Origin of the sequence: Serratia proteamaculans (assembly GCF_004684015.1) — a bacterium.
Taxonomy (GTDB): Bacteria; Pseudomonadota; Gammaproteobacteria; order Enterobacterales; family Enterobacteriaceae; genus Serratia; species Serratia proteamaculans_F.
Window position 1 is genome coordinate 131956 of record NZ_SRIA01000010.1, and the last position, 18113, is coordinate 150068.

At 57.8% G+C, this 18113-nt stretch carries 19 protein-coding genes; 9 read left to right on the plus strand and 10 right to left on the minus strand.

Annotated elements, in window-relative coordinates; genetic code table 11:
* Window positions 1-13: 13 nt before the first annotated feature.
* The 4 genes from E5C26_RS07315 to E5C26_RS07330 all read right to left on the minus strand — a co-directional run bounded on the left by E5C26_RS07315 (window position 14) and on the right by E5C26_RS07330 (window position 4132).
* Window positions 14-688 carry an epimerase gene (locus tag E5C26_RS07315; protein ID WP_135315697.1) on the minus strand — a complete coding sequence of 225 codons (675 nt, stop codon included), beginning with the start codon at window positions 686-688 and terminating at the stop codon, window positions 14-16.
* Window positions 685-1707: an AraC family transcriptional regulator gene (locus tag E5C26_RS07320; RefSeq protein ID WP_135315698.1), complete on the minus strand. Its 1023-nt coding sequence runs from the start codon at window positions 1705-1707 to the stop codon at window positions 685-687. Before E5C26_RS07320 ends, E5C26_RS07315 begins: the two co-directional genes overlap by 4 nt.
* Window positions 1708-1716: 9 nt before the next feature.
* Window positions 1717-2601, minus strand: coding sequence for an oxidoreductase (locus tag E5C26_RS07325; RefSeq protein ID WP_135315699.1), 885 nt, complete (start codon window positions 2599-2601; stop codon window positions 1717-1719).
* Between the two features lie 82 nt (window positions 2602-2683).
* Window positions 2684-4132, minus strand: a complete 1449-nt coding sequence (locus tag E5C26_RS07330; protein WP_135315700.1) for an aminotransferase-like domain-containing protein — start codon at window positions 4130-4132, stop codon at window positions 2684-2686.
* Window positions 4133-4309: 177 nt separating this feature from the next.
* Between E5C26_RS07330 and E5C26_RS07335 the strand changes: the two genes are divergently transcribed.
* Window positions 4310-4498 carry a DUF1127 domain-containing protein gene (locus E5C26_RS07335; RefSeq protein WP_135315967.1) on the plus strand — a complete coding sequence of 63 codons (189 nt, stop codon included), beginning with the start codon at window positions 4310-4312 and terminating at the stop codon, window positions 4496-4498.
* A 238-nt stretch (window positions 4499-4736) separates the two neighbouring features.
* Window positions 4737-5867, plus strand: a complete 1131-nt coding sequence (locus tag E5C26_RS07340; protein WP_135315701.1) for a Gfo/Idh/MocA family protein — start codon at window positions 4737-4739, stop codon at window positions 5865-5867.
* An 87-nt stretch (window positions 5868-5954) separates the two neighbouring features.
* Here the strand turns inward: E5C26_RS07340 and E5C26_RS07345 are convergent, their stop codons facing one another.
* The 3 genes from E5C26_RS07345 to E5C26_RS07355 are packed head-to-tail and all read right to left on the minus strand — an operon-like array spanning window position 5955 to window position 9084.
* Complete coding sequence (locus E5C26_RS07345) at window positions 5955-7826, minus strand: amidohydrolase (protein WP_135315702.1); 1872 nt, start codon at window positions 7824-7826, stop codon at window positions 5955-5957.
* Window positions 7827-7847: 21 nt separating this feature from the next.
* Window positions 7848-8393: an antibiotic biosynthesis monooxygenase gene (locus E5C26_RS07350; RefSeq protein ID WP_135315703.1), complete on the minus strand. Its 546-nt coding sequence runs from the start codon at window positions 8391-8393 to the stop codon at window positions 7848-7850.
* Window positions 8394-8439: 46 nt separating this feature from the next.
* Window positions 8440-9084 carry a hydrolase gene (locus E5C26_RS07355; protein ID WP_135315704.1) on the minus strand — a complete coding sequence of 215 codons (645 nt, stop codon included), beginning with the start codon at window positions 9082-9084 and terminating at the stop codon, window positions 8440-8442.
* Window positions 9085-9224: 140 nt separating this feature from the next.
* Here E5C26_RS07355 and E5C26_RS07360 point away from each other — a divergent pair, with 140 nt between their 5' ends.
* The 7 genes from E5C26_RS07360 to E5C26_RS07390 all read left to right on the plus strand — a co-directional run bounded on the left by E5C26_RS07360 (window position 9225) and on the right by E5C26_RS07390 (window position 15998).
* Window positions 9225-10139: a LysR family transcriptional regulator gene (locus E5C26_RS07360; protein WP_135315705.1), complete on the plus strand. Its 915-nt coding sequence runs from the start codon at window positions 9225-9227 to the stop codon at window positions 10137-10139.
* 124 nt (window positions 10140-10263) lie between these two features.
* Window positions 10264-11331 (plus strand): fatty acid desaturase, encoded by a 1068-nt coding sequence (locus tag E5C26_RS07365; RefSeq protein ID WP_135315706.1) that lies wholly within the window; start codon window positions 10264-10266, stop codon window positions 11329-11331.
* Between the two features lie 29 nt (window positions 11332-11360).
* Window positions 11361-12293 (plus strand): glycine betaine ABC transporter substrate-binding protein OsmF, encoded by a 933-nt coding sequence (osmF, locus tag E5C26_RS07370; RefSeq protein ID WP_135315707.1) that lies wholly within the window; start codon window positions 11361-11363, stop codon window positions 12291-12293.
* Window positions 12294-12340: 47 nt separating this feature from the next.
* Window positions 12341-13501, plus strand: coding sequence for an ABC transporter permease (locus E5C26_RS07375; RefSeq protein WP_135315708.1), 1161 nt, complete (start codon window positions 12341-12343; stop codon window positions 13499-13501).
* A complete protein-coding gene (locus tag E5C26_RS07380) occupies window positions 13498-14433 on the plus strand; it encodes an ABC transporter ATP-binding protein (RefSeq protein ID WP_135315709.1) in 936 nt (311 codons plus the stop codon). Before E5C26_RS07375 ends, E5C26_RS07380 begins: the two co-directional genes overlap by 4 nt.
* Window positions 14430-15209 carry an ABC transporter permease gene (locus E5C26_RS07385; RefSeq protein ID WP_135315710.1) on the plus strand — a complete coding sequence of 260 codons (780 nt, stop codon included), beginning with the start codon at window positions 14430-14432 and terminating at the stop codon, window positions 15207-15209. The genes E5C26_RS07380 and E5C26_RS07385 overlap by 4 nt, the downstream gene beginning before the upstream one ends.
* A gap of 9 nt (window positions 15210-15218) precedes the next feature.
* The gene (locus E5C26_RS07390; protein ID WP_135315968.1) at window positions 15219-15998 is read left to right on the plus strand and encodes a phosphate/phosphite/phosphonate ABC transporter substrate-binding protein; all 780 of its coding nucleotides are present in this window, start codon (window positions 15219-15221) and stop codon (window positions 15996-15998) included.
* A gap of 25 nt (window positions 15999-16023) precedes the next feature.
* On the opposite strand, the gene E5C26_RS24600 is transcribed toward E5C26_RS07390, so the two are convergent.
* The 3 genes from E5C26_RS24600 to E5C26_RS07400 form a co-directional block, all read right to left on the minus strand.
* Entirely contained in the window at window positions 16024-16200 is a 177-nt protein-coding gene (locus E5C26_RS24600) for a hypothetical protein (protein ID WP_167796627.1), read from the minus strand.
* 165 nt (window positions 16201-16365) lie between these two features.
* A complete protein-coding gene (gene yedA / locus E5C26_RS07395) occupies window positions 16366-17283 on the minus strand; it encodes a drug/metabolite exporter YedA (protein ID WP_135315711.1) in 918 nt (305 codons plus the stop codon).
* Window positions 17284-17451: 168 nt separating this feature from the next.
* Window positions 17452-18105: a helix-turn-helix transcriptional regulator gene (locus E5C26_RS07400; RefSeq protein WP_135315712.1), complete on the minus strand. Its 654-nt coding sequence runs from the start codon at window positions 18103-18105 to the stop codon at window positions 17452-17454.
* Window positions 18106-18113: the final 8 nt, after the last annotated feature.

Here is an 18113-nt window from a genome sequence, read left to right on the forward strand (position 1 = left end):
TAACATAGCAGAATCATCCCGCGGATGGCAGCGCCAGACGATTAATCTCCTCAGGCTCAATGACCCGCAGCGTCGTCTGGTGGCGTGCCACCGCCAGCATCGCCAGCCCGACTCGTTCGGTGGTGGTGACCTGACGAGGGAACAGACGCAGCGCGCCAAACCACAGCGGTTTGAATAGCCGATACAGCAAATCATAAATCCGGGTTCTTGAGCGGATGCCGTGCAGCGGCACAATAGCGCCGGGACGGAACATCACGGCGTGGAAAGGCAGTGCCAATAAGGCGTTCTCGGTTGCGCCCTTGACCCTGGCCCACATGCTGCGGCCGCGTTCGCTGCGGTCGGTGCCGACGCCGGAAACATAAATAAAGGTCATCGCCGGGTTCAGCCGCGCAAGTGGACGGGCGGCGGCCAGCGTCAGGTCATAAGTCAAGGAACGGTAACGCGCTTCGTTCATGCCGGCTGATGAGACGCCCAGGCAGAAAAAGCAGGCGTCGTAACCTGCAAACTGTGCCTCTACGGCGGATAAATCACTCAGATCGGGTAGCGTCAATTGCCTTAATTTGGCATGGCTGTGCGCCAGCACGCTGCGGCCAATGCTGAGGACTTCCGTCACCTGCGGGTCACGCAGGCACTCGCGTAGTGCGCCCTGGCCGACCATACCGCTGGTGCCAAAGATGATGATTTTCATGACAGGTTCTCTCCGTGGTCGGCAAGACGCTGGCTGCGCCAGCGGTTCGGCGTTTGCGCTTCCCACTGGATAAAGGCGCGGCTGAACGAATTCAATTCTTCAAATCCGAGGACAAAGGCGATTTCGCCCGGCTCCAGACTGGTTTCGGCCAACAGTTTGCAGGCGGTGCGGTGGCGGGTTTTATCCAGCAGTTGCTGATAGCTGTAGCCATGCTGTTGCAAGCGGCGTTGCAGCGTTCGCGGGCTGACATACAGCTCGGCGGCTACGCTGTTCACACTCGGACGCTGGCCGCGCATGCTGCGCCCCAGGATCGCCATCACCTGGTTGGGCAAATCGTCGCTCTGCAGTGACCTGGCTAGTTCGACCTCCAGCCCCGGCAGCAGCACCGCCAGCATGTCCTGATTGTAGGTGATGAAGGGTTGGCGCATCAGTGCGCGGTCAAACACCAGCACATCCAGCGGGGCATTAAAATGCACCGGACAACCGAAGTGGCGTGGCAGTGGCGAGGCGGGATCGGGCTGCCGGGTCAGTTCGATCGCCCTTGGCCGTATCGCCTGACCGGTACCGCGGCGGCACAGGGTGATGATCGAGGCGAACATGGCATCAATCAGCAACGCCGGGGCATGGCTTTCGGCCATGGTCCAACGGGTGTGCAGGCGGATACTGTCACCATCTTCTACCAGCATCAGCTCTTCCGGACACAGCAGCCGTTTGTAACGGGCGACCTTGTGCAACGCGTCCCCGAGGGTGGCGGAATGCAGTGCAGCGACCGAAGCAATGTCATAATGCTCCGGCGGTACATCACCGCCCAGGCGCAGGCCGAAGTTGGCGTCGGTCAACTGAGCGAGGGCGCGCCAGATATCGAAGAACTGCCGGGTGGACAGTTTGACCTTCTCACGCCGCTCCTTGAGTAACCCACTCGGGAGACCGGCCAGTTGGCCGACCCGTTCGATATCCACGCCCAGCGTTCTCAGGCGTACCGAGAGCGCACTGGACAGGGCGATCTGATCGCTGCTCATTGTTACTCCTTATGATTTACCGGTCACCAGAGCCGCCAAAGCGGCGTGATCCGGCTGGCTGTCGTCCCGATCGGTGCTCAGACTGAGCGTTCGGAAGGCCGCATCTTCTGCCTCTCGCGTCGTTAATAACTGTTGGGCTAAATATACCGCATCGCTGCCCAGCAACAGGCGTAACGGTGGCTGGTTCATCGACGCCAATTGCAAGATGGCCTGTGCGGCCTTGGCCGGATCGCCGGGTTGATTGCCGTTATGTTGCTGTAGGTAGTCCAGTATTGGGGCGAAGAGCGGTTGGTAAGCTGTGCCGATCGGCGCGACGGTCATCGACGAACCTGCCCAGTCGGTGCGAAAACCGCCCGGTTCCACCATGGTAACTTTCACGCCAAACGGGGCGATCTCCTTGGCCAGCGATTCGGAGAAACCTTCGACCGCCCATTTGGCAGTATGGTAGGCGCTAAGGCCCGGCATACCCAGGCGAGCACCGATGCTGGCGATCTGAATGATATGTCCGCAGCCCTGTTGACGCAGGATAGGTAGCGCGGCACGGGTGAGGTTGAAAACGCCATAGAAATTGGTGTCTATCTGGGCGCGGAAATCGGCCTCATCGGCTTCTTCCACGGTGGCAATGTTACCGTAACCGGCGTTGTTGACCAGCACGTCGAGCCGGCCGAAGTGTTCAACCGCCGACTGCACCGCGCGTTTCGCCGCTGCGGCATCAGTGACGTCCAGCGCCAGGGTAACCACCCGATCGCCAAAACTGTCCACCAGGGGTTGCAACTGCTGTGGCTGGCGCGCAGTCGCCACCAGACGATGCCCGGCAGCCAGCACCGCATGTGCCAACTGCTGACCCAGACCGCGTGAGCTGCCAGTAATTAACCAAACCTGAGACTGAGACATACAACCTTCCTTACCTGTTCATTGGGTGAGGTTTCACTCTAGGAGGTTAGGCGCTGTGCTGATAATCCGATCCCGCCAACTATTAATCCGATTGCGCCAATGTATTTTCGAGGGTTGGCATCAGTGTCTGGATGGTTGCGCCGACCCGCAATACTGCTTGCTCTATCTCGGGCATCAGCTTCGGTGCATAGGCATAGTTGATACGCAGACAATTGCGGTACTTACCGGAGGCGGAAAAAATGCTGCCGACGGCGATCTGCACGCCCTGTTGCTCCAGATGACGGTTGAGCCGCAAGGTATCAAACTCTTCATCGAGTTCGATCCACAGCATAAAGCCGCCGCGCGGCTGGCTGACGCGGGTACCGGAAGGGAAGTATTTCATGATCCAACCGGTCATGATGTCGCGGTTTTGTTGGTAGCGGGCGCGCATGCGCCGCAGGTGTTGCAGGTAGTGGCCGTGACGGATGAATTCGGCAATCGCCAGCTGTGGCTGGGGGGCGGTGGATCCGGTACCGATATATTTCATGTGCAGCACGCGCTCCAGATAGCGGCCGGGGGCAATCCAGCCGATGCGCAGACCGGGCGCCAAGGTTTTTGAAAAAGAGCTGCACAACAGCACCCGTCCATCTTCATCGAAGGACTTGATGGTACGCGGTCGCGGATATTGGTAGGCGATATCGCCGTACACGTCATCTTCAATAATCGTCACGTCAAAACGTTGCGCCAGCGTCAGCAAACGTTGCTTGTGCGCTTCCGGCATGATGTAACCCAGCGGATTATTGCAGTTGGGGGTCAACAGGATGCTTTTGACCGGCCACTGTTCCAGCGCCAGCTCCAGCGCTTCCAGGCTGATGCCGGTGAGCGGATCGGTGGGGATTTCCAACGCCTTCATCCCCAAGCCTTTCAGCGTCTGCATGGTGCCGTGGAAGCAGGGGGAGTCCACCGCCACAATGTCCCCTGGCTGACATACCGCGCGCAGCCCGGCGGACAGTGCCTCGTGACAGCCGGTGGTGATCACCAACTGATCGGCATCCATCTGGCAACCGGAATCGAGTAGCAGGCGGGCAATTTGCTCACGTAACCCCAGCACGCCCTGAATGCTGTCGAAATGCAGACTGCGCAGATCGCCGTGGCGGCCCATATGCCCCAATGCTTTCATCAGCGGTTTCAACGTCGGTTCACTGATATCCGGCATGCCACGACCCAGTTGAATCAGGTCTTCGCGTGGCTTGTTGCGGATCAGTTCCAGCACCTGCTCCCACTGTGAAATATCCACCGGTCGCTGCACCGGGCGGGTCACAGCGGGCAGTTCGGCCAAATTCCGTCGCGCCTGCACAAAATAGCCCGACTTTGGCCGGGCCTCTACCAGATGTCTCTCTTCCAGCAGACGGTAGGCCTGCTGCACCGTGCTGATGCTGACGCCGTGTTCCTGGCTCAACATGCGTACCGAAGGCAGGCGATCGCCGGTCGGGTAAAGCCCCTGTTCAATGCGTTGGCTGAGGATCGCGGCCAGTGTGGCGTAGCGTGTCATACAGATGCCCAGAATGAGTGTGGATGGAGGAAAAACCGGTACAGATGAAGTTAAATTAGACCATGCAGACCGGCAGAGACAGCTTTTGTATGGAAAAAATACTGCCGGCTTGAATCTGTATTGTTTTTTGTCCGCAGCGCATCATCAACCTCAAGCTAAATCGAAGGAGATTGAATGATGACTGTTCTTGTTGCCGACGTACCCGCCCCCCGTCAGACCCGATTAATTCTCCTTTGGCGACTCTATTGGCAGCGTTATCTTACCCGCCAATCCTTGCTGCTGCTGGACGACGCGCAGTTGGCGGATATTGGCCTGACGCGCCCTGATGCACGGCGGGAAGGGCACAAGCCTTTCTGGCGAGGCTAAACGCTGACGGCGTTTTTCAGAATAAAAAGTTCATTTATACCCGCCGGGCTGGTTTCTGCCTGCCCGGCTTTTTGTCGTTTCATCCAAGCCTGCAAGGTTTTATGAACGACATCACGAATATCATCTTTATTTTATCCCTCGCTTGTTTTTGAAATTTATATTCCATATAAACGATTATCAGATGATGCATTTCATTGTGTGCGCCATCCTATATGACTATCGGTAACGGGAGAGGGTAATGAAACAGGTTCGCGTTGGTTTAATTGGCACCGGCTACATTGGGCGCTGCCACGCTATTGCTTATGCGCAGGCTGCCACGGTGTTTCCACTGAAAGGGGAGCTGGTGCTGGAAATGCTGGCGGAAGTGACGCCGGAGCTGGCGCAACAGCGGGCCGCAGAATTTGGTTTCTCGAGATCGACCGGTGACTGGCGTCAACTGGTGGCCGATCCGTCGATAGATGTGGTGGATATCTGCGCCCCCAACTTCCTGCATAAAGAGATGGCGCTGGAGGCGATCCGCCACGGCAAGCATGTTTACTCTGAAAAACCGCTGGCGCTGGACGCCAAAGACGCCGCCGAAATGGTGCAGGCCGCGCGGGCTAAAGGGGTCAAAACGCTGGTGGGCTTCAACTATATGAAGAACCCGACCAGCCAGTTGGCGCGTGAAATTATTGCCAATGGCGAGATAGGTGAAGTGGTGCATTTTTATGGCACCCACAATGAAGACTATTTAGCCGATCCACGTACGCCGATCGACTGGCACTGCCGCAAGGCGACGGCCGGGTTGGGGGCATTGGGCGACCTGGCGGCGCACATTGTCAATATGGCGCACTACCTGGTGGGGGACATAGCGGCGGTTTCCGGCGATATGCAGACCATTATCAAACAGCGTCCGGATGCGAAAGACCCTACGCTGATGCATCAGGTAGAAAATGAGGATCAGGCCAGTGCGCTGGTGCGTTTTGCCAGCGGCGCGATGGGCACCATCGAAACCTCGCGCATTGCCTGCGGGCGTAAAATGGGGCTGACTTATGTGGTCACCGGTACCAAAGGCACGCTGAGTTACACCCAGGAGCGGATGGCGGAACTGAAGCTGTATCGTCACGATGAACCGGCGGAGCGTCAGGGTTTTAAAACCTTGCTGGTGGGGCCAAAGCACCCGGATTATGCCGCTTTTTGTATTAGCGCCGGGCATGGCATCGGCTTTAACGATCAGAAAACGGTGGAGATCCGTGACCTGGTCAACGGCATTGCCGCGGGCGATCGCATGTGGCCGGACTTTGAAGAAGGCTGGAAGGTCTCTTGCGTGCTGGATGCGATCGCCGCTTCTGCCGAACAGCGCCGCTGGCTGGAGATTAACCGCGACTGAGAATAACTTATGGCGCTCGTAAATTGAGAGCGCCTTAAGTTATGAATAAGTTAGGCTATTAGCTTGGTAAGTTAATAGCCTAGTAAGTTAAAAGGCAAAGCACGAGCAGCCGAACGCGCCCCAGAAGGCGTTCTCGTCCGAGATGGGAATGCTGGATCGGCGAGCGACGTCATGCTGATGCGCATGTACACCGCACGGGCCGCAGCACTGGTGCGCCTGGCTTAATACTCCGCTACGGGTCGTGGCGGCAGGCGGCGCAGAGCGATAATGCCCTGGCACCTGAGTGACCGGCGACCAGTCCGGCAGCACCGGGATTGCCGGTGGCGCCAGCGGTGAGAAGCTACCGGCGGCATAAACCACTTTGCCGTCCACCACCGTCATCACCGATTCAATCCCCTTGATCTGCTCTTCCGGTACGCTGAAATAGTCCTGCGACAGCACTGCCAGATCCGCCAATTGCCCGACCTTAATCTGGCCTTTCTTGCCTTGCTCGGTAGAGAACCAGGCGCTGCCCTGCGTCCACAGCATCAGCGCCGTTTCACGATCCAGCCGGGCATTGTCATCGTACATTGCCATGCCGCCGACGGTGCGGCCGGAAACCAGCCAGTACAGTGCGGTCCACGGGTTATAACTGGCTACGCGGGTGGCGTCGGTGCCCAGCCCAACCGGCAGTTCAGCCGCCAGCATTTTGGCTACCGGCGGCGTCTGTTTGGTGGCTTCTTTACCGTAGCGTTCAGCAAAATACTCGCCCTGGAATGCCATGCGGTGCTGTACCGCAATGCCACCGCCCAGTGCTTTGACTCGCTCGATATTGCGATCGGAGATGGTTTCGGCGTGGTCGAAAATCCAGTGCAGACCATTAAATGGAATTTCGCGGTTCACCTTTTCAAACACGTTCAGCATGCGGCTGATGGACTCGTCATAGGTGGCATGCAGCCGGAATGGCCAGCGATGTTCGACCAGATGGCGCACCACACGTTCCAGTTCGTCTTCGGTGCCTTCCGGCAGATCAGGACGCGGCTGCAGGAAGTCCTCAAAGTCGGCGGCGGAGAACACCAACATTTCACCGGCCCCGTTATGGCGGTAAAAATCGGTGCCCTGGCCCGGTTTCAGCATATCGGTCCACAACTTGAAATCTTCCAGCTCCTGTTTGGGCCGCTGGGTGAACAGGTTGTAGGCGATCCGCAGGGTCAACTGCTTCTTCTCGTGCAGTTCGGCTATCACCTGGTAGTCCTCTGGGTAGTTCTGGAAGCCGCCGCCGGCGTCAATGGCACTGGTCAGGCCGAGGCGATTGAGCTCACGCATAAACTGACGGGTCGAGTTGACTTGCTGTTCCAGCGGCAGTTTTGGCCCTTTTGCCAGAGTGGCATACAGGATCATCGCATTGGGTTTGGCAATCAGCATGCCGGTCGGGTTGCCGTTGCCGTCACGCTGAATTTCGCCCCCAGGCGGGTTCGGCGTGTCTTTGGTGTAGCCCACCACTTTCAGCGCTGCGCGGTTGAGCAGGGCGCGGTCATACAGATGCAGGATAAATACCGGGGTGTCCGGTGCCGCCTGATTGATTTCATCCAGCGTCGGCATACGGCGCTCGGCGAATTGGAACTCCGTCCAGCCACCGACCACCCGTACCCACTGCGGGCTGGGGGTACGCAGCGCCTGCTCTTTGAGCATACGCAATGCGTCGGCCAGAGAAGGTACCCCTTCCCAGCGCAGCTCAAGGTTATAGTTCAGGCCGCCGCGGATCAGGTGCAGGTGCGAATCGTTGAGACCAGGGATGGCGGTATGGCCGTGCAGGTCAATCACCTGCGTTTCTGGCCCTGCGTGCTGCATGACTTCATTTTCATTGCCGACGGCGAGGAATTTGCCGTCGCGGATCGCTACCGCCTGGGCGACAGGGGTTTCGCGGTCGACAGTGTGAAATTTACCGTTGGTGATAATCAGGGAAGCATGGTTACTCATAACGTTCTCCCGGCAGGCCGCCTAACGGCGGGTAAGCCATTGATGAAATACGCGGGTCACTATTGGCATCCAGAGAAACACCACCAGGGCAACTACGGTGGCGTCATTAAGAAAATGGCCGGTCAGGGTGCCGTTCAATTGCGGCAACAGTTTGCCCCAGAACCAGGGCACCAAATTGGTGGAGGGGAAGATCACCAGCAGGGTGATCAAAAATTGTTTCCACTTGGCAGGCTGGCGGGTGTTGGGGCTTGGCGGCGTGAACCAGAATTCCGCACCGGGCCTAATTTCAATACGATCGCTCTCCAGCAGCAGCGGTGAGACCTCCTCGATATAGCGCTTACGCAACGGCGAGTTAATCCACAGATAGAGATTGTCCAGGTTGTCAAAACGCACCAATACGGTATAGGCCTGTTCATTGCCGGTAGGACGGATCACGTTAACGCCGAGGTGGCCGGTAAAGTTGGCAGCCTCGGGCATGATACGTTTTAGCCAGGCCTCGTAGGCCTGTTCCTGTCCCGGTGCCAAAAGATGGGTGATGACTAACGTGACATGCTGCGGATGGGCCATAGTATTCCACTCCAGAAAAACCCCGGCGCGAGGCCGGGGTGAAGGGTTATTTCGCCACGCGTGCTGGAGCGTGATGCACCATGGTGTAAGCGTAGTCGACACCCATGCCGTAAGCGCCGCTGTGTTCGCGCACCAGTGCCATCACCGCGTCGTAAGTCTCTTTACGTGCCCAGTCACGCTGGTATTCCAACAGTACCTGCTGCCAGGTCACCGGGATGGCACCGGCCTGCACCATGCGGTCGATGGAACGCTCATGCGCATCGACCGAGGTACCGCCGGAAGTATCGGTGACCACATAAACTTCGTATCCGGCTTCAAGCGCCATCAGCGCCGGGAAGGTTAGGCACACTTCGGTCCACAGCGCGGAAATCACCAGCTTTTTGCGACCGGTAGCCTCCACGGCCTTTACGAAGGCGGCGTCTTCCCAGGAGTTCATCGAGGTTCGTTCAATCGGGGTGATTTCAGGATGGACTGCCAACAGTTCCGGCCAGATATAGCCGCTGAAACTTTCGGTTTCCACCGAGGTAAAAATGGTTGGCACATTAAAAATCTTGCCGGCTTTGGCCAGACCCACCACGTTGTTTTTCAGCAGCTGGCGATCAATATTAGCCACGCCAAAAGACATTTGCGGCTGGTGGTCGATGAAAATCAGTGCGGAATTATCTTTATCAAGTAATTGAAATTTAGACATGATTTACCTTCCCAGTGATACTTCGGTTTAACAGATGATGAGTGTCATCTCGATAACACGCATGGTAGGCAGGGGCAGATTTCAAAGATAGCGCAGAATTTTTGCCGTCTTGTTGAGTTATTTTATACATGGGGGGAGTGGTGAGATTAAACCTGGAAGCGTTACTGATTTTGGATGCGCTCGATCGGCATGGTTCCTTTGCCGCCGCTGCGGCAGTGTTGTTCAAAACACCGTCAGCACTGAGTTATATGGTGCAGAAACTGGAGAACGATCTCGACATCACGCTGCTTGATCGTTCCGGCCATCGGGCGAAATTTACCGACACCGGCAAGCTGATGCTGGAAAAAGGTCGTTCGATATTACGTGCGGCTCAGGATTTGGAGCAGCAGGCGCGTTACGTGGAGAACGGCTGGGAAAGCGAAATTACGCTGGGCATCGACGCTTCATTTCCGTTTGAGCGCTTGCTGCCACTGATTGAGGAGTTCTATCAACAGCATCACCATACCCGCCTGCGTTTTGGTCATGAGGTGCTGGCCGGATCCTGGGAATCACTGGTCTACGGCTGCGCGGATATTATTGTCGGTGCAATCTGTGAGCCCCCGTCGCAGGTAGGCTATGCTTTTAGCCAATTGGGACGGCTGGATTACGTGTTTGCCGTGGCTCCCCAGCACCCGCTGGCGGCGTTGGCGGAACCCTTGCCAAAGGACCAAATCCGCCAGCACCGGGCGGTGGTGGTGCGTGATACCTCGCGGGTGAATGCGCCGCAAAACCTGAACATCCTCGAGGAACAAGACACCTTGACGGTCTTCGGTTTCGACGCCAAGTTGCGAGCGCAACTCAGCGGCCTGGGGTGTGGCTATTTGCCGCGTTATTTGGCTGAGCCTTACCTGAAAAGCGGTGAACTGGTGGCGAAAAGCGTTGAATCAGAACGCTGCAGCGACGTCGCTTATTTTGGCTGGCGAGAAAGTGCCAGCGGCCTGGCGGCAAAATGGTGGCGTGAACGGCTACAGCACTATGCCGATGCCGGCGGTGTCTACCCAATCACTTCTTCTTAGACATGCAGACTCGCCATCAGCGATACAACTAGCTGATTTTTAACTTTGCTTTGCCATTTTCGTTATTTTGAGCGCTTCTGCGGCTCGCTGATACTGAGCAAAATCTCAAACAGCGAGCCGCGCAATGTCCTCACCAAAAAGCCACAGTCACTATTTGCATCCTGCCCAACGCCACTGGATACAGCAGCTTAACCAGCGTTGGTCCTGGCGGCTGGAGCTGCCGACCTGGGGCATTATCGCAGCGGTTTACGGCGGCTGGTTTGGCGTGGTGCAGTACTGGCAGGCTCTTGGGCCGTGGCTGGGCACGCCATTGTTAATCCTGCTGACTACCTGGTATATGTCGCTGCAACACGAGCTGATCCACGGTCATCCCACGCGCTGGCCACGGCTTAATCAGTTATTCGGCCTGCTGCCGTTGGCGGTGTGGTATCCCTACGGACTGTATCGCGACTCGCATATTCAGCATCATCGCAATGAACATCTGACCGTTCCGCATGAAGACCCCGAAAGCTATTACTTCAGCCAGGCACAGTGGCAGCGCTTCCCACGGTTGTACCCGCTGTTGGCCAGAGTGCGCAATACGCTGAGCGGACGCCTACTGCTTGGCCCGGCGCTGGATATTGTCGCTACCGGGGTTAATGCGCTAAAAGCGATCGTTGCCGGTGAGTTACGCACTCTGGCGATGTGGCTGGTGCATTGGCTATTGCTGGCGGGGGTATTGAGCTGGCTGCAACAGCACGGCATTGGCACCGCGTTTTATCTGCTGGCCATCAGCTATCCGGCGTTGGCGTTGACCAAGGTAAGATCGTTTTTTGAGCATCGAGCCGTTGAAGCTCCGCAGGCACGTTCTATTATTAATGAGGCGGCCTGGCCGTGGCGGCTGCTGTTTCTTAATCTGAACTATCATTTAGTTCACCATGATCTCCCCGGCTTACCGTGGTACGGTTTACGGCAGGTGTATCTGGCGGAGCGTGATGAATACCAGCAACGCAGCCAGGGATTTGTGGTGGCGGGCTATGGCCAGTGGGTGAGTGAATATGCGTTTACCCCGGTTGCCGTTGAGGTTCATCCGTTTCATGCCGGCGAGCGCCCAAGGGAAACGCAGGGCGAAAATGAAGCCTGGCCGGCAGAGACATTTATTGTGCGATGGAAGCGCGCTTCTCAGGATTTTCCAATCGATCTGGCCAAATAGCCGGAAAATACACAACAAGAGGAAAAAATATGGCAATCACCCCATCACGTGGTCGCGGGTTAGCTTTGGCACTGAGTTTACTCGCGGCAAGCTTCGGTGTGGCACAGGCGGCTGATACGGTGCGCGTTGGCTCCAAAATCGATACCGAAGGTTCGTTGCTCGGCAATATTATCGTGCAGGTGCTGGAAGCCAACGGCATCAAAACCACCAATAAATTACAACTCGGCACCACCAAGGTGCTGCGTGGGGCGATCACCTCCGGCGAAATTGACGTCTATCCGGAATACACCGGCAACGGCGCATTTTTCTTCTCTGATGAAAAAGACCCGGCGTGGAAAAACGCCCAGGCCGGTTTCGAAAAGGTGAAGAAGCTCGATTATGACAAGAACAAAATCGTCTGGCTGGATGCGGCTCCGGCCAACAACACCTGGACCATTGCTATCCGTCAGGACGTGGCGGATGCCAATCACCTGAAAACGCTGGCCGATTTGGGCAAATGGATCAACGGCGGCGGTAAGTTCAAGCTGGCCGCTTCGGCAGAATTTATCGAGCGCCCGGATGCGCTGCCTGCGTTCCAGAACGCTTACGGCTTTAAGCTGAACCAGGACCAGTTGCTGTCACTGGCCGGCGGTGACACGGCGGTGACCATCAAGGCGGCAGCGGAGCAAACCTCCGGCGTCAACGCGGCCATGGCCTACGGTACCGACGGCCCGGTAGCGGCGCTGGGGCTGGTCACGCTGGAAGATCCAAAAGGGGTGCAGCCGATTTACGCACCGGCACCGATTATCCGCGAGGCAACGCTGAAACAGCATGCCAACATCGCCGAACTGCTGAAGCCGGTATTTGCGACACTTGACGGTCCAACGCTGCAAAAACTCAATGCGCAGATTGCAGTGGAAGGTCAGGACGCCAAACAGGTGGCGGCCGCCTACCTGAAAGAGAAAGGGTTGGTTAAGGGGTAACGCCGCTGGCCCCCGTTGGGGGGCCAACATGGAGCTGGAGAGTTTCTTTGATTATTGCCGTAAAAAACCGCGTATTACTGACGCTGCTTATTTTGTTGCTGGTGGCCGCATTTGGCCTGCCGTTTCTCAGCTATGCCCCCAATCGCCTGCTGTCGGGCAAGAGCATTTCCCTGATTTCCCTGTTGCACGGCCCGGCGCTGTGGCTGCTGGTGCCCATGTTGGTGTTGGCGATACTCAGCCTGTTGGCACCGGTCAGGCGCCATGCGTTGCTTACCGCGCTGGCGGCTTCGGTATTGCTGGCATTGACCTTCTGGTTGAGTGGGCACGCAGCCCAACAGTTGGCGTTGGAGGGATCCAAACTGGCGCGTACTTCCTGGGGCAGTGGCTGCTGGTTGATGCTGGCGCTGAGTTTGCTGATGGCCGCCGACGCCCTGACCCGCATCACCACCTCACATTTTTGGCGCATTCTGGGCAACCTGTTGGTGATGCTGCCTGCACTGGTGTTGTTGTTTAGCCATCAGCTGGACCAGCTCTCGTTGTTAAAAGAGTACTACAACCGGCAGGACGTATTTGATGCCGCGCTATTGCAGCACTTGACCATCCTGCTGGCCACGCTGGTACCGGCGCTGTTGATTGGCATACCGCTCGGCGTGCTGTGTTTTCGCTCCGCCGGTTGGCAAACCCCTATCTTCTCCACCCTCAATATTATTCAGACCGTACCGTCGATTGCGCTGTTCGGCTTGCTGATCGCGCCGTTAGCCGGGCTGGCGAAGGCGATGCCCTGGCTGGCGGAACACGGTGTCAGCGGTATTGGCATGGCCCCGGCAATTGTCGCGTTGGTGCTGTATGCGCTGTTACCGCTGGTGCGCAGCGTGGTGGCCGGGCTGCAAAGCGTTCCGGCCAGCGTGATTGAATCCGCCAGCGGTATGGGCCTGACGCGTGGGCAGATTTTCTTCCGGGTGCAGTTGCCGTTGGCGTTGCCGCTGTTTTTGACCGGCGTACGCATTCTGGCGGTGCAGACCGTTGGCATGGCGGTGGTAGCGGCGCTGATCGGGGCCGGAGGTTTTGGCGCCATCGTCTTCCAGGGGCTGCTCAGCAGCGCGCTGGATTTGGTGCTGCTGGGGGTGATCCCGGTGATTGTGATGGCGGTAGTCGTCGACTCGCTGTTTAAATTCTTGGTTTCAATTTTGGAAGTGTCACGCCGATGATTCAGTTTAATCAGGTCAGCAAGATTTTTCAGGGCAAGCCGGCGGTGGACGATCTTACGCTGCGGATTGCCAAGGGTGAATTTGCCGTACTGATCGGGACTTCAGGCTCGGGCAAGTCCACGACGTTAAAAATGATCAACCGACTGATCGAGCACGATCAGGGCAAAATTTACTTTGCCGACGAGGAGATCCAGAAATTCAAACCGCAGGATCTGCGCCGCCGCATGGGCTACGCCATTCAGTCGATCGGCCTGTTCCCGCACTGGACGGTGGAAGAGAACATCGCCACCGTGCCGCAACTGCTGAAATGGCCGCGTGCGCGCATTCGCGACCGGGTGACCGAGTTGCTGGAGCTGCTGCATCTGGAGCCGGATTTGTTTCGCCACCGCTATCCGCACCAGCTTTCCGGCGGGCAGCAGCAGCGGGTTGGGGTGGCGCGTGCGTTGGCCGCCGACCCAGAAGTGTTGCTGATGGACGAGCCTTTTGGCGCACTGGATCCGGTGACCCGTGCAGCGCTGCAGACAGAGATTGCACGTATCCACCAGCTTTCCGGGCGAACTATCGTCTTGGTGACGCACGATATCGATGAGGCGCTGGCGCTGGCCGACCGCATCGTGTTGCTCGAGCAGGGCCGCATTGTGCAGCAGGGCACGCCGCTGGAGCTGTTGACCGCACCGGCCAACGATTTTGTGCGTGATTTCTTTGGCCGCAGCGATCGCGGTATCAAGCTGCTGTCGCTGGAAACGGTAGCGCAACGGGTACGGCCTGGCCAGGTGGAAGGGGAACCTATTGCCGCCACCATGAGCCTGCGCGAAGCGCTGTCGGTGTTTGTGGCACGCGGCAGTGAATGTTTGCCGGTGATTAACGAGCAGGGCGAAGCGCTGGGCGTGCTGCATTTCAGCGATCTGATTGTGCAAAAGGCACTGTCATGAGTGCGCTTCGGGCCCTGCGCTGGCTGCGCGATCCGCTGCCCTGGACCTTTGCCCTGTTGTTGGCACTGGTGTTTGGCATGAATCATTTACACGGCGTGTTTGCCGCCTGGTTCCCGGATCTGGAGCGGCCGGTGTATCAGCAGGACAGTTTTATCTCACTGGTATGGGCGCATCTGGTGCTGGTGGCGGTTTCCAGCCTGATTGCCGTGGTGATTGGTGTTAGTGCCGGCGTCGCTGTCACGCGCCGCGCCGGTAAGGAGTTCCGCTCATTGGTGGAAACGCTGGTGGCGGTGGGTCAGACTTTTCCGCCGGTGGCGGTATTGGCGATCGCGGTGCCGGTGATGGGGTTTAGTGAACAGCCGGCGATCATCGCGCTGGTGCTGTACGGTTTACTGCCGATTTTGCAGGGCACGCTGGCGGGCATTGAGTCGGTGCCCAGCGCCACCCGCGAGATTGCGCAGGGGGTAGGGATGAGTTCCCGGCAGATCCTGTGGCGCGTCGAGCTGCCGCTGGCGGCGCCGGTGATCGTCGCCGGGATCCGGACCTCGGTGATCATCAATATTGGTACGGCGGCGATAGCTTCTACCGTCGGCACCAAAACCCTGGGATCGCCGATTATTATTGGCCTAAGCGGCTTTAATACCGCTTATGTGATCCAGGGCGCGCTGGTGGTGGCCCTGTTGGCGATCATTACCGATATGCTGTTTGAGCGCTGGGTACGCCATCTCACCGCCTGGCGTCAACAGACGCTGATGGCTTCTTCTTCTGCCGGATAAGGGAACATGATGCAGGTATCTTTACCGATGTACGGCGTGACTCATCAACCGGCGGAAGTCTTCTGGCGGGTGCTGCGTGGCAAGTTACTGCAACTGGGACTGCCGCAAACGCCCGAGTCGCTCAGTTGGCCGCAGGATCTGGCGCAGCACTGGCAGCGCGATGACTTGTTGCTCAGCCAAACCTGTGGCTATCCGCTGGCCATCAGCCTGCCACAGGTGCAGCTGGTGGGCACCTATCATTATCGCGTTGAAGGTTGCGACGGGCCGAATTACAGCAGTTGGCTGGTGGTGCGTGATGATGAACCCGGCGAACGGCTGGCGGATTTTCGCGGCCGGATTGCGGCCTATAACAGTACCGACTCACAGTCAGGCCATAACAGCCTGCGGGCGTTGATAGCCCCCCTGGCTCAGGAGGGCAAATTCTTCCGCGCCGCCATCGCCTCTGGCGCGCATTATCAGTCGATCAAACTGATCCAGAATCGGCAGGCGGATATAGCTGCCGTTGACTGTGTCAGCCTGGAATTGTTGAAACGGGCGCAGCCGCAGGCACTGGCGGGGCTAAAAATTATTGGCCGCACGGCCAGCGTGCCGGGGTTGCCGCTGATCACTTCGCGGCAAACCCCGCCGGAACAGCTTGAAATTTTGCGTGCCGGGGCAAAGGCGATGTTGGGTGAAGTGGTGAGCGACAATCTGTTGATCGGTGATTTCAGCCTGGTGCCGCGTTCGGCATACCAAAAAATCGCCGGGCTGGAACAGCAGGCCGCCGCGCTTGGGGTGACGGCGCTGTAAGCTTATGGCAGGACTGGATGACGCATCACTTGCTTTGAACGTCTGCTGCCGGTGTCGCGCTGGCCGCGGCTTCGCTGGCGGTGGTGGTTTCTTCGCTTGGCGTAGTGGAACGGGTGTACATATTCAGCCCGGCCAGGAAGACGCCGCCGAGTGAACCAAAGGCACACAGAAAGATAACGATGATGAACGATTTTTTAAGCATTGGGATAATTTCGCAGGTTGCCCGGAACAGCGGGAATTATAGTCTCTTCAACGGACGAAACAAGAATCGTTTTTATACCCGTCGTCTTTCAAGCTGCAGCAGTTACCGTAGGGGGCGAATATATTCGGCCCGATGGATGCGGGCGCAGCATGCAGCGCCCCTACCTTATTGCTCCACGTTCTTTATACGGCTGGACGGGCGAGCAAACAGGAATTTGCCTAGGGTCACCAGCACCACCGCCGCGACGATAATCACCAACGCCGCCCATTCACGTGGTGCCAGCGACTCACCGGCAAAGCCAATCCCGAGCAGCACCGCTACCACCGGATTGACGTAGGCATAGCTGGTGGCCACCACCGGGCGTACGTTTTTCAGCAAAAACATATAGGCGCTGATCGCCAGCATCGAACCGAAGACAATCAGGTAACCCAGCGCGAAGAAACCTTTGGCGCTCGGCATCTGCGTCAAACGCTCACCGCTGAGCTGGCTGACCACCAGCAGCACCACACCGGCCACCAGCATTTCCGCCGCCCCGGCCATTGGCCCGGCCGGCAGAGAAATGCGCGATCCCAGTACCGAGCCAAAGGCCCAACTGGCGGAGGCCAGCAGGATCAGCAATGCGCCGGTGGGGTTGCCGACCAGATTATTACCGGTATTGAGCAGCACAATGCCCATCAGGCCCAGCCCAATGCCTGCCCATTCCAGTTTGGTGTTGCGCATGCCCCACAGCAGGCTGAAGCACAGGGTGAACAGCGGCACCGTTGCCACCATTACGGCGGCAATGCCGGAAGGCACATGCTGATGTTCTGCCACCGTCACCAGGCCGTTGCCCACCGCCAGCAGCAAAATGCCAATGGTCCCGGCGGCCAGCCACTGCTTTGCCGTCGGCAATGCATGGCCGCGCAGCGCTAAAAAGCCAAACAGCACAATACCGGCGACCAGAAAGCGGGTACCGGCCATCATCAATGGCGGCCAGCTTTCCACGCCCAGACGAATAACGAAATAGGTCGAACCCCAGACAATATATAACGTGAACAGCGCCCCGATTAACGGCAGGACGTTACGGCTACTTTGGCTCAGCATGGATTTTAATTCTGCAGGGAAGGTTATTATTAGAGGACTCAGTAAACCCGATCGGACAGAGGATAAGCAACGCTTTTCAGTACTTTTTTAAGCGTGTCATGGGCTGGCTTTCCGGTGGGTATGCATCGGATGACGCCAGCCTGCTGGCTGCCTTACGCCGGGTGTCGGTTACAGCAATGAAATACGGTAGGCGCAGCGGCGTGCACCGGCCAGGATATGTTCGGAGCGTTCAACCTGCGCCTGTAATACCTCGGTGAAAACGCTCAATTCTGCGCGGCAGAATCCCTGGCAAACGGCGGCGGCGGCGCAAATAGGGCAGTGGTTTTCTACCAGCAGAAAGGAGCCGTCTTCTTGTTGGCGTGATTCGGCCATGTAGCCTTCGCGACAACGGATCGCCGTCAGGCGCGCGACACGTTCCTGCAAATCTGTGGCTCCGACCATCGCCTGTTTGTAGTTAATACGCGTTTCCTGCTCGCGGGTGTCGATCAGCAGTTCGATTGCCTGTTCGCCCAGCTTGTCGCGCACGGTGCGCAGCAGTTGTACTGTCAGTTCGGAGTGGGTATCCGGAAAGCGTGCATTGCCTGCGGCAGTCAGGTGCCAGAGTTGCACCGGGCGGCCTACACCGCGAGTTTCCGCCACCGCTTCAACCAACCCATCTTTTGCCAGCTTGACGAACTGCTGGCGCGCGGCCTCACCGGTGGTGCCAAGGACTTTGCCTGCATCAGAAGCTTGCTGTGGGCCGCGGGTTTTTAACAGTGTCAGCAAACGGTCACTGACCGATTGTGCGGGACTACCGCTATTTTCCAAGTTTATTCTTGACATATTTCTCC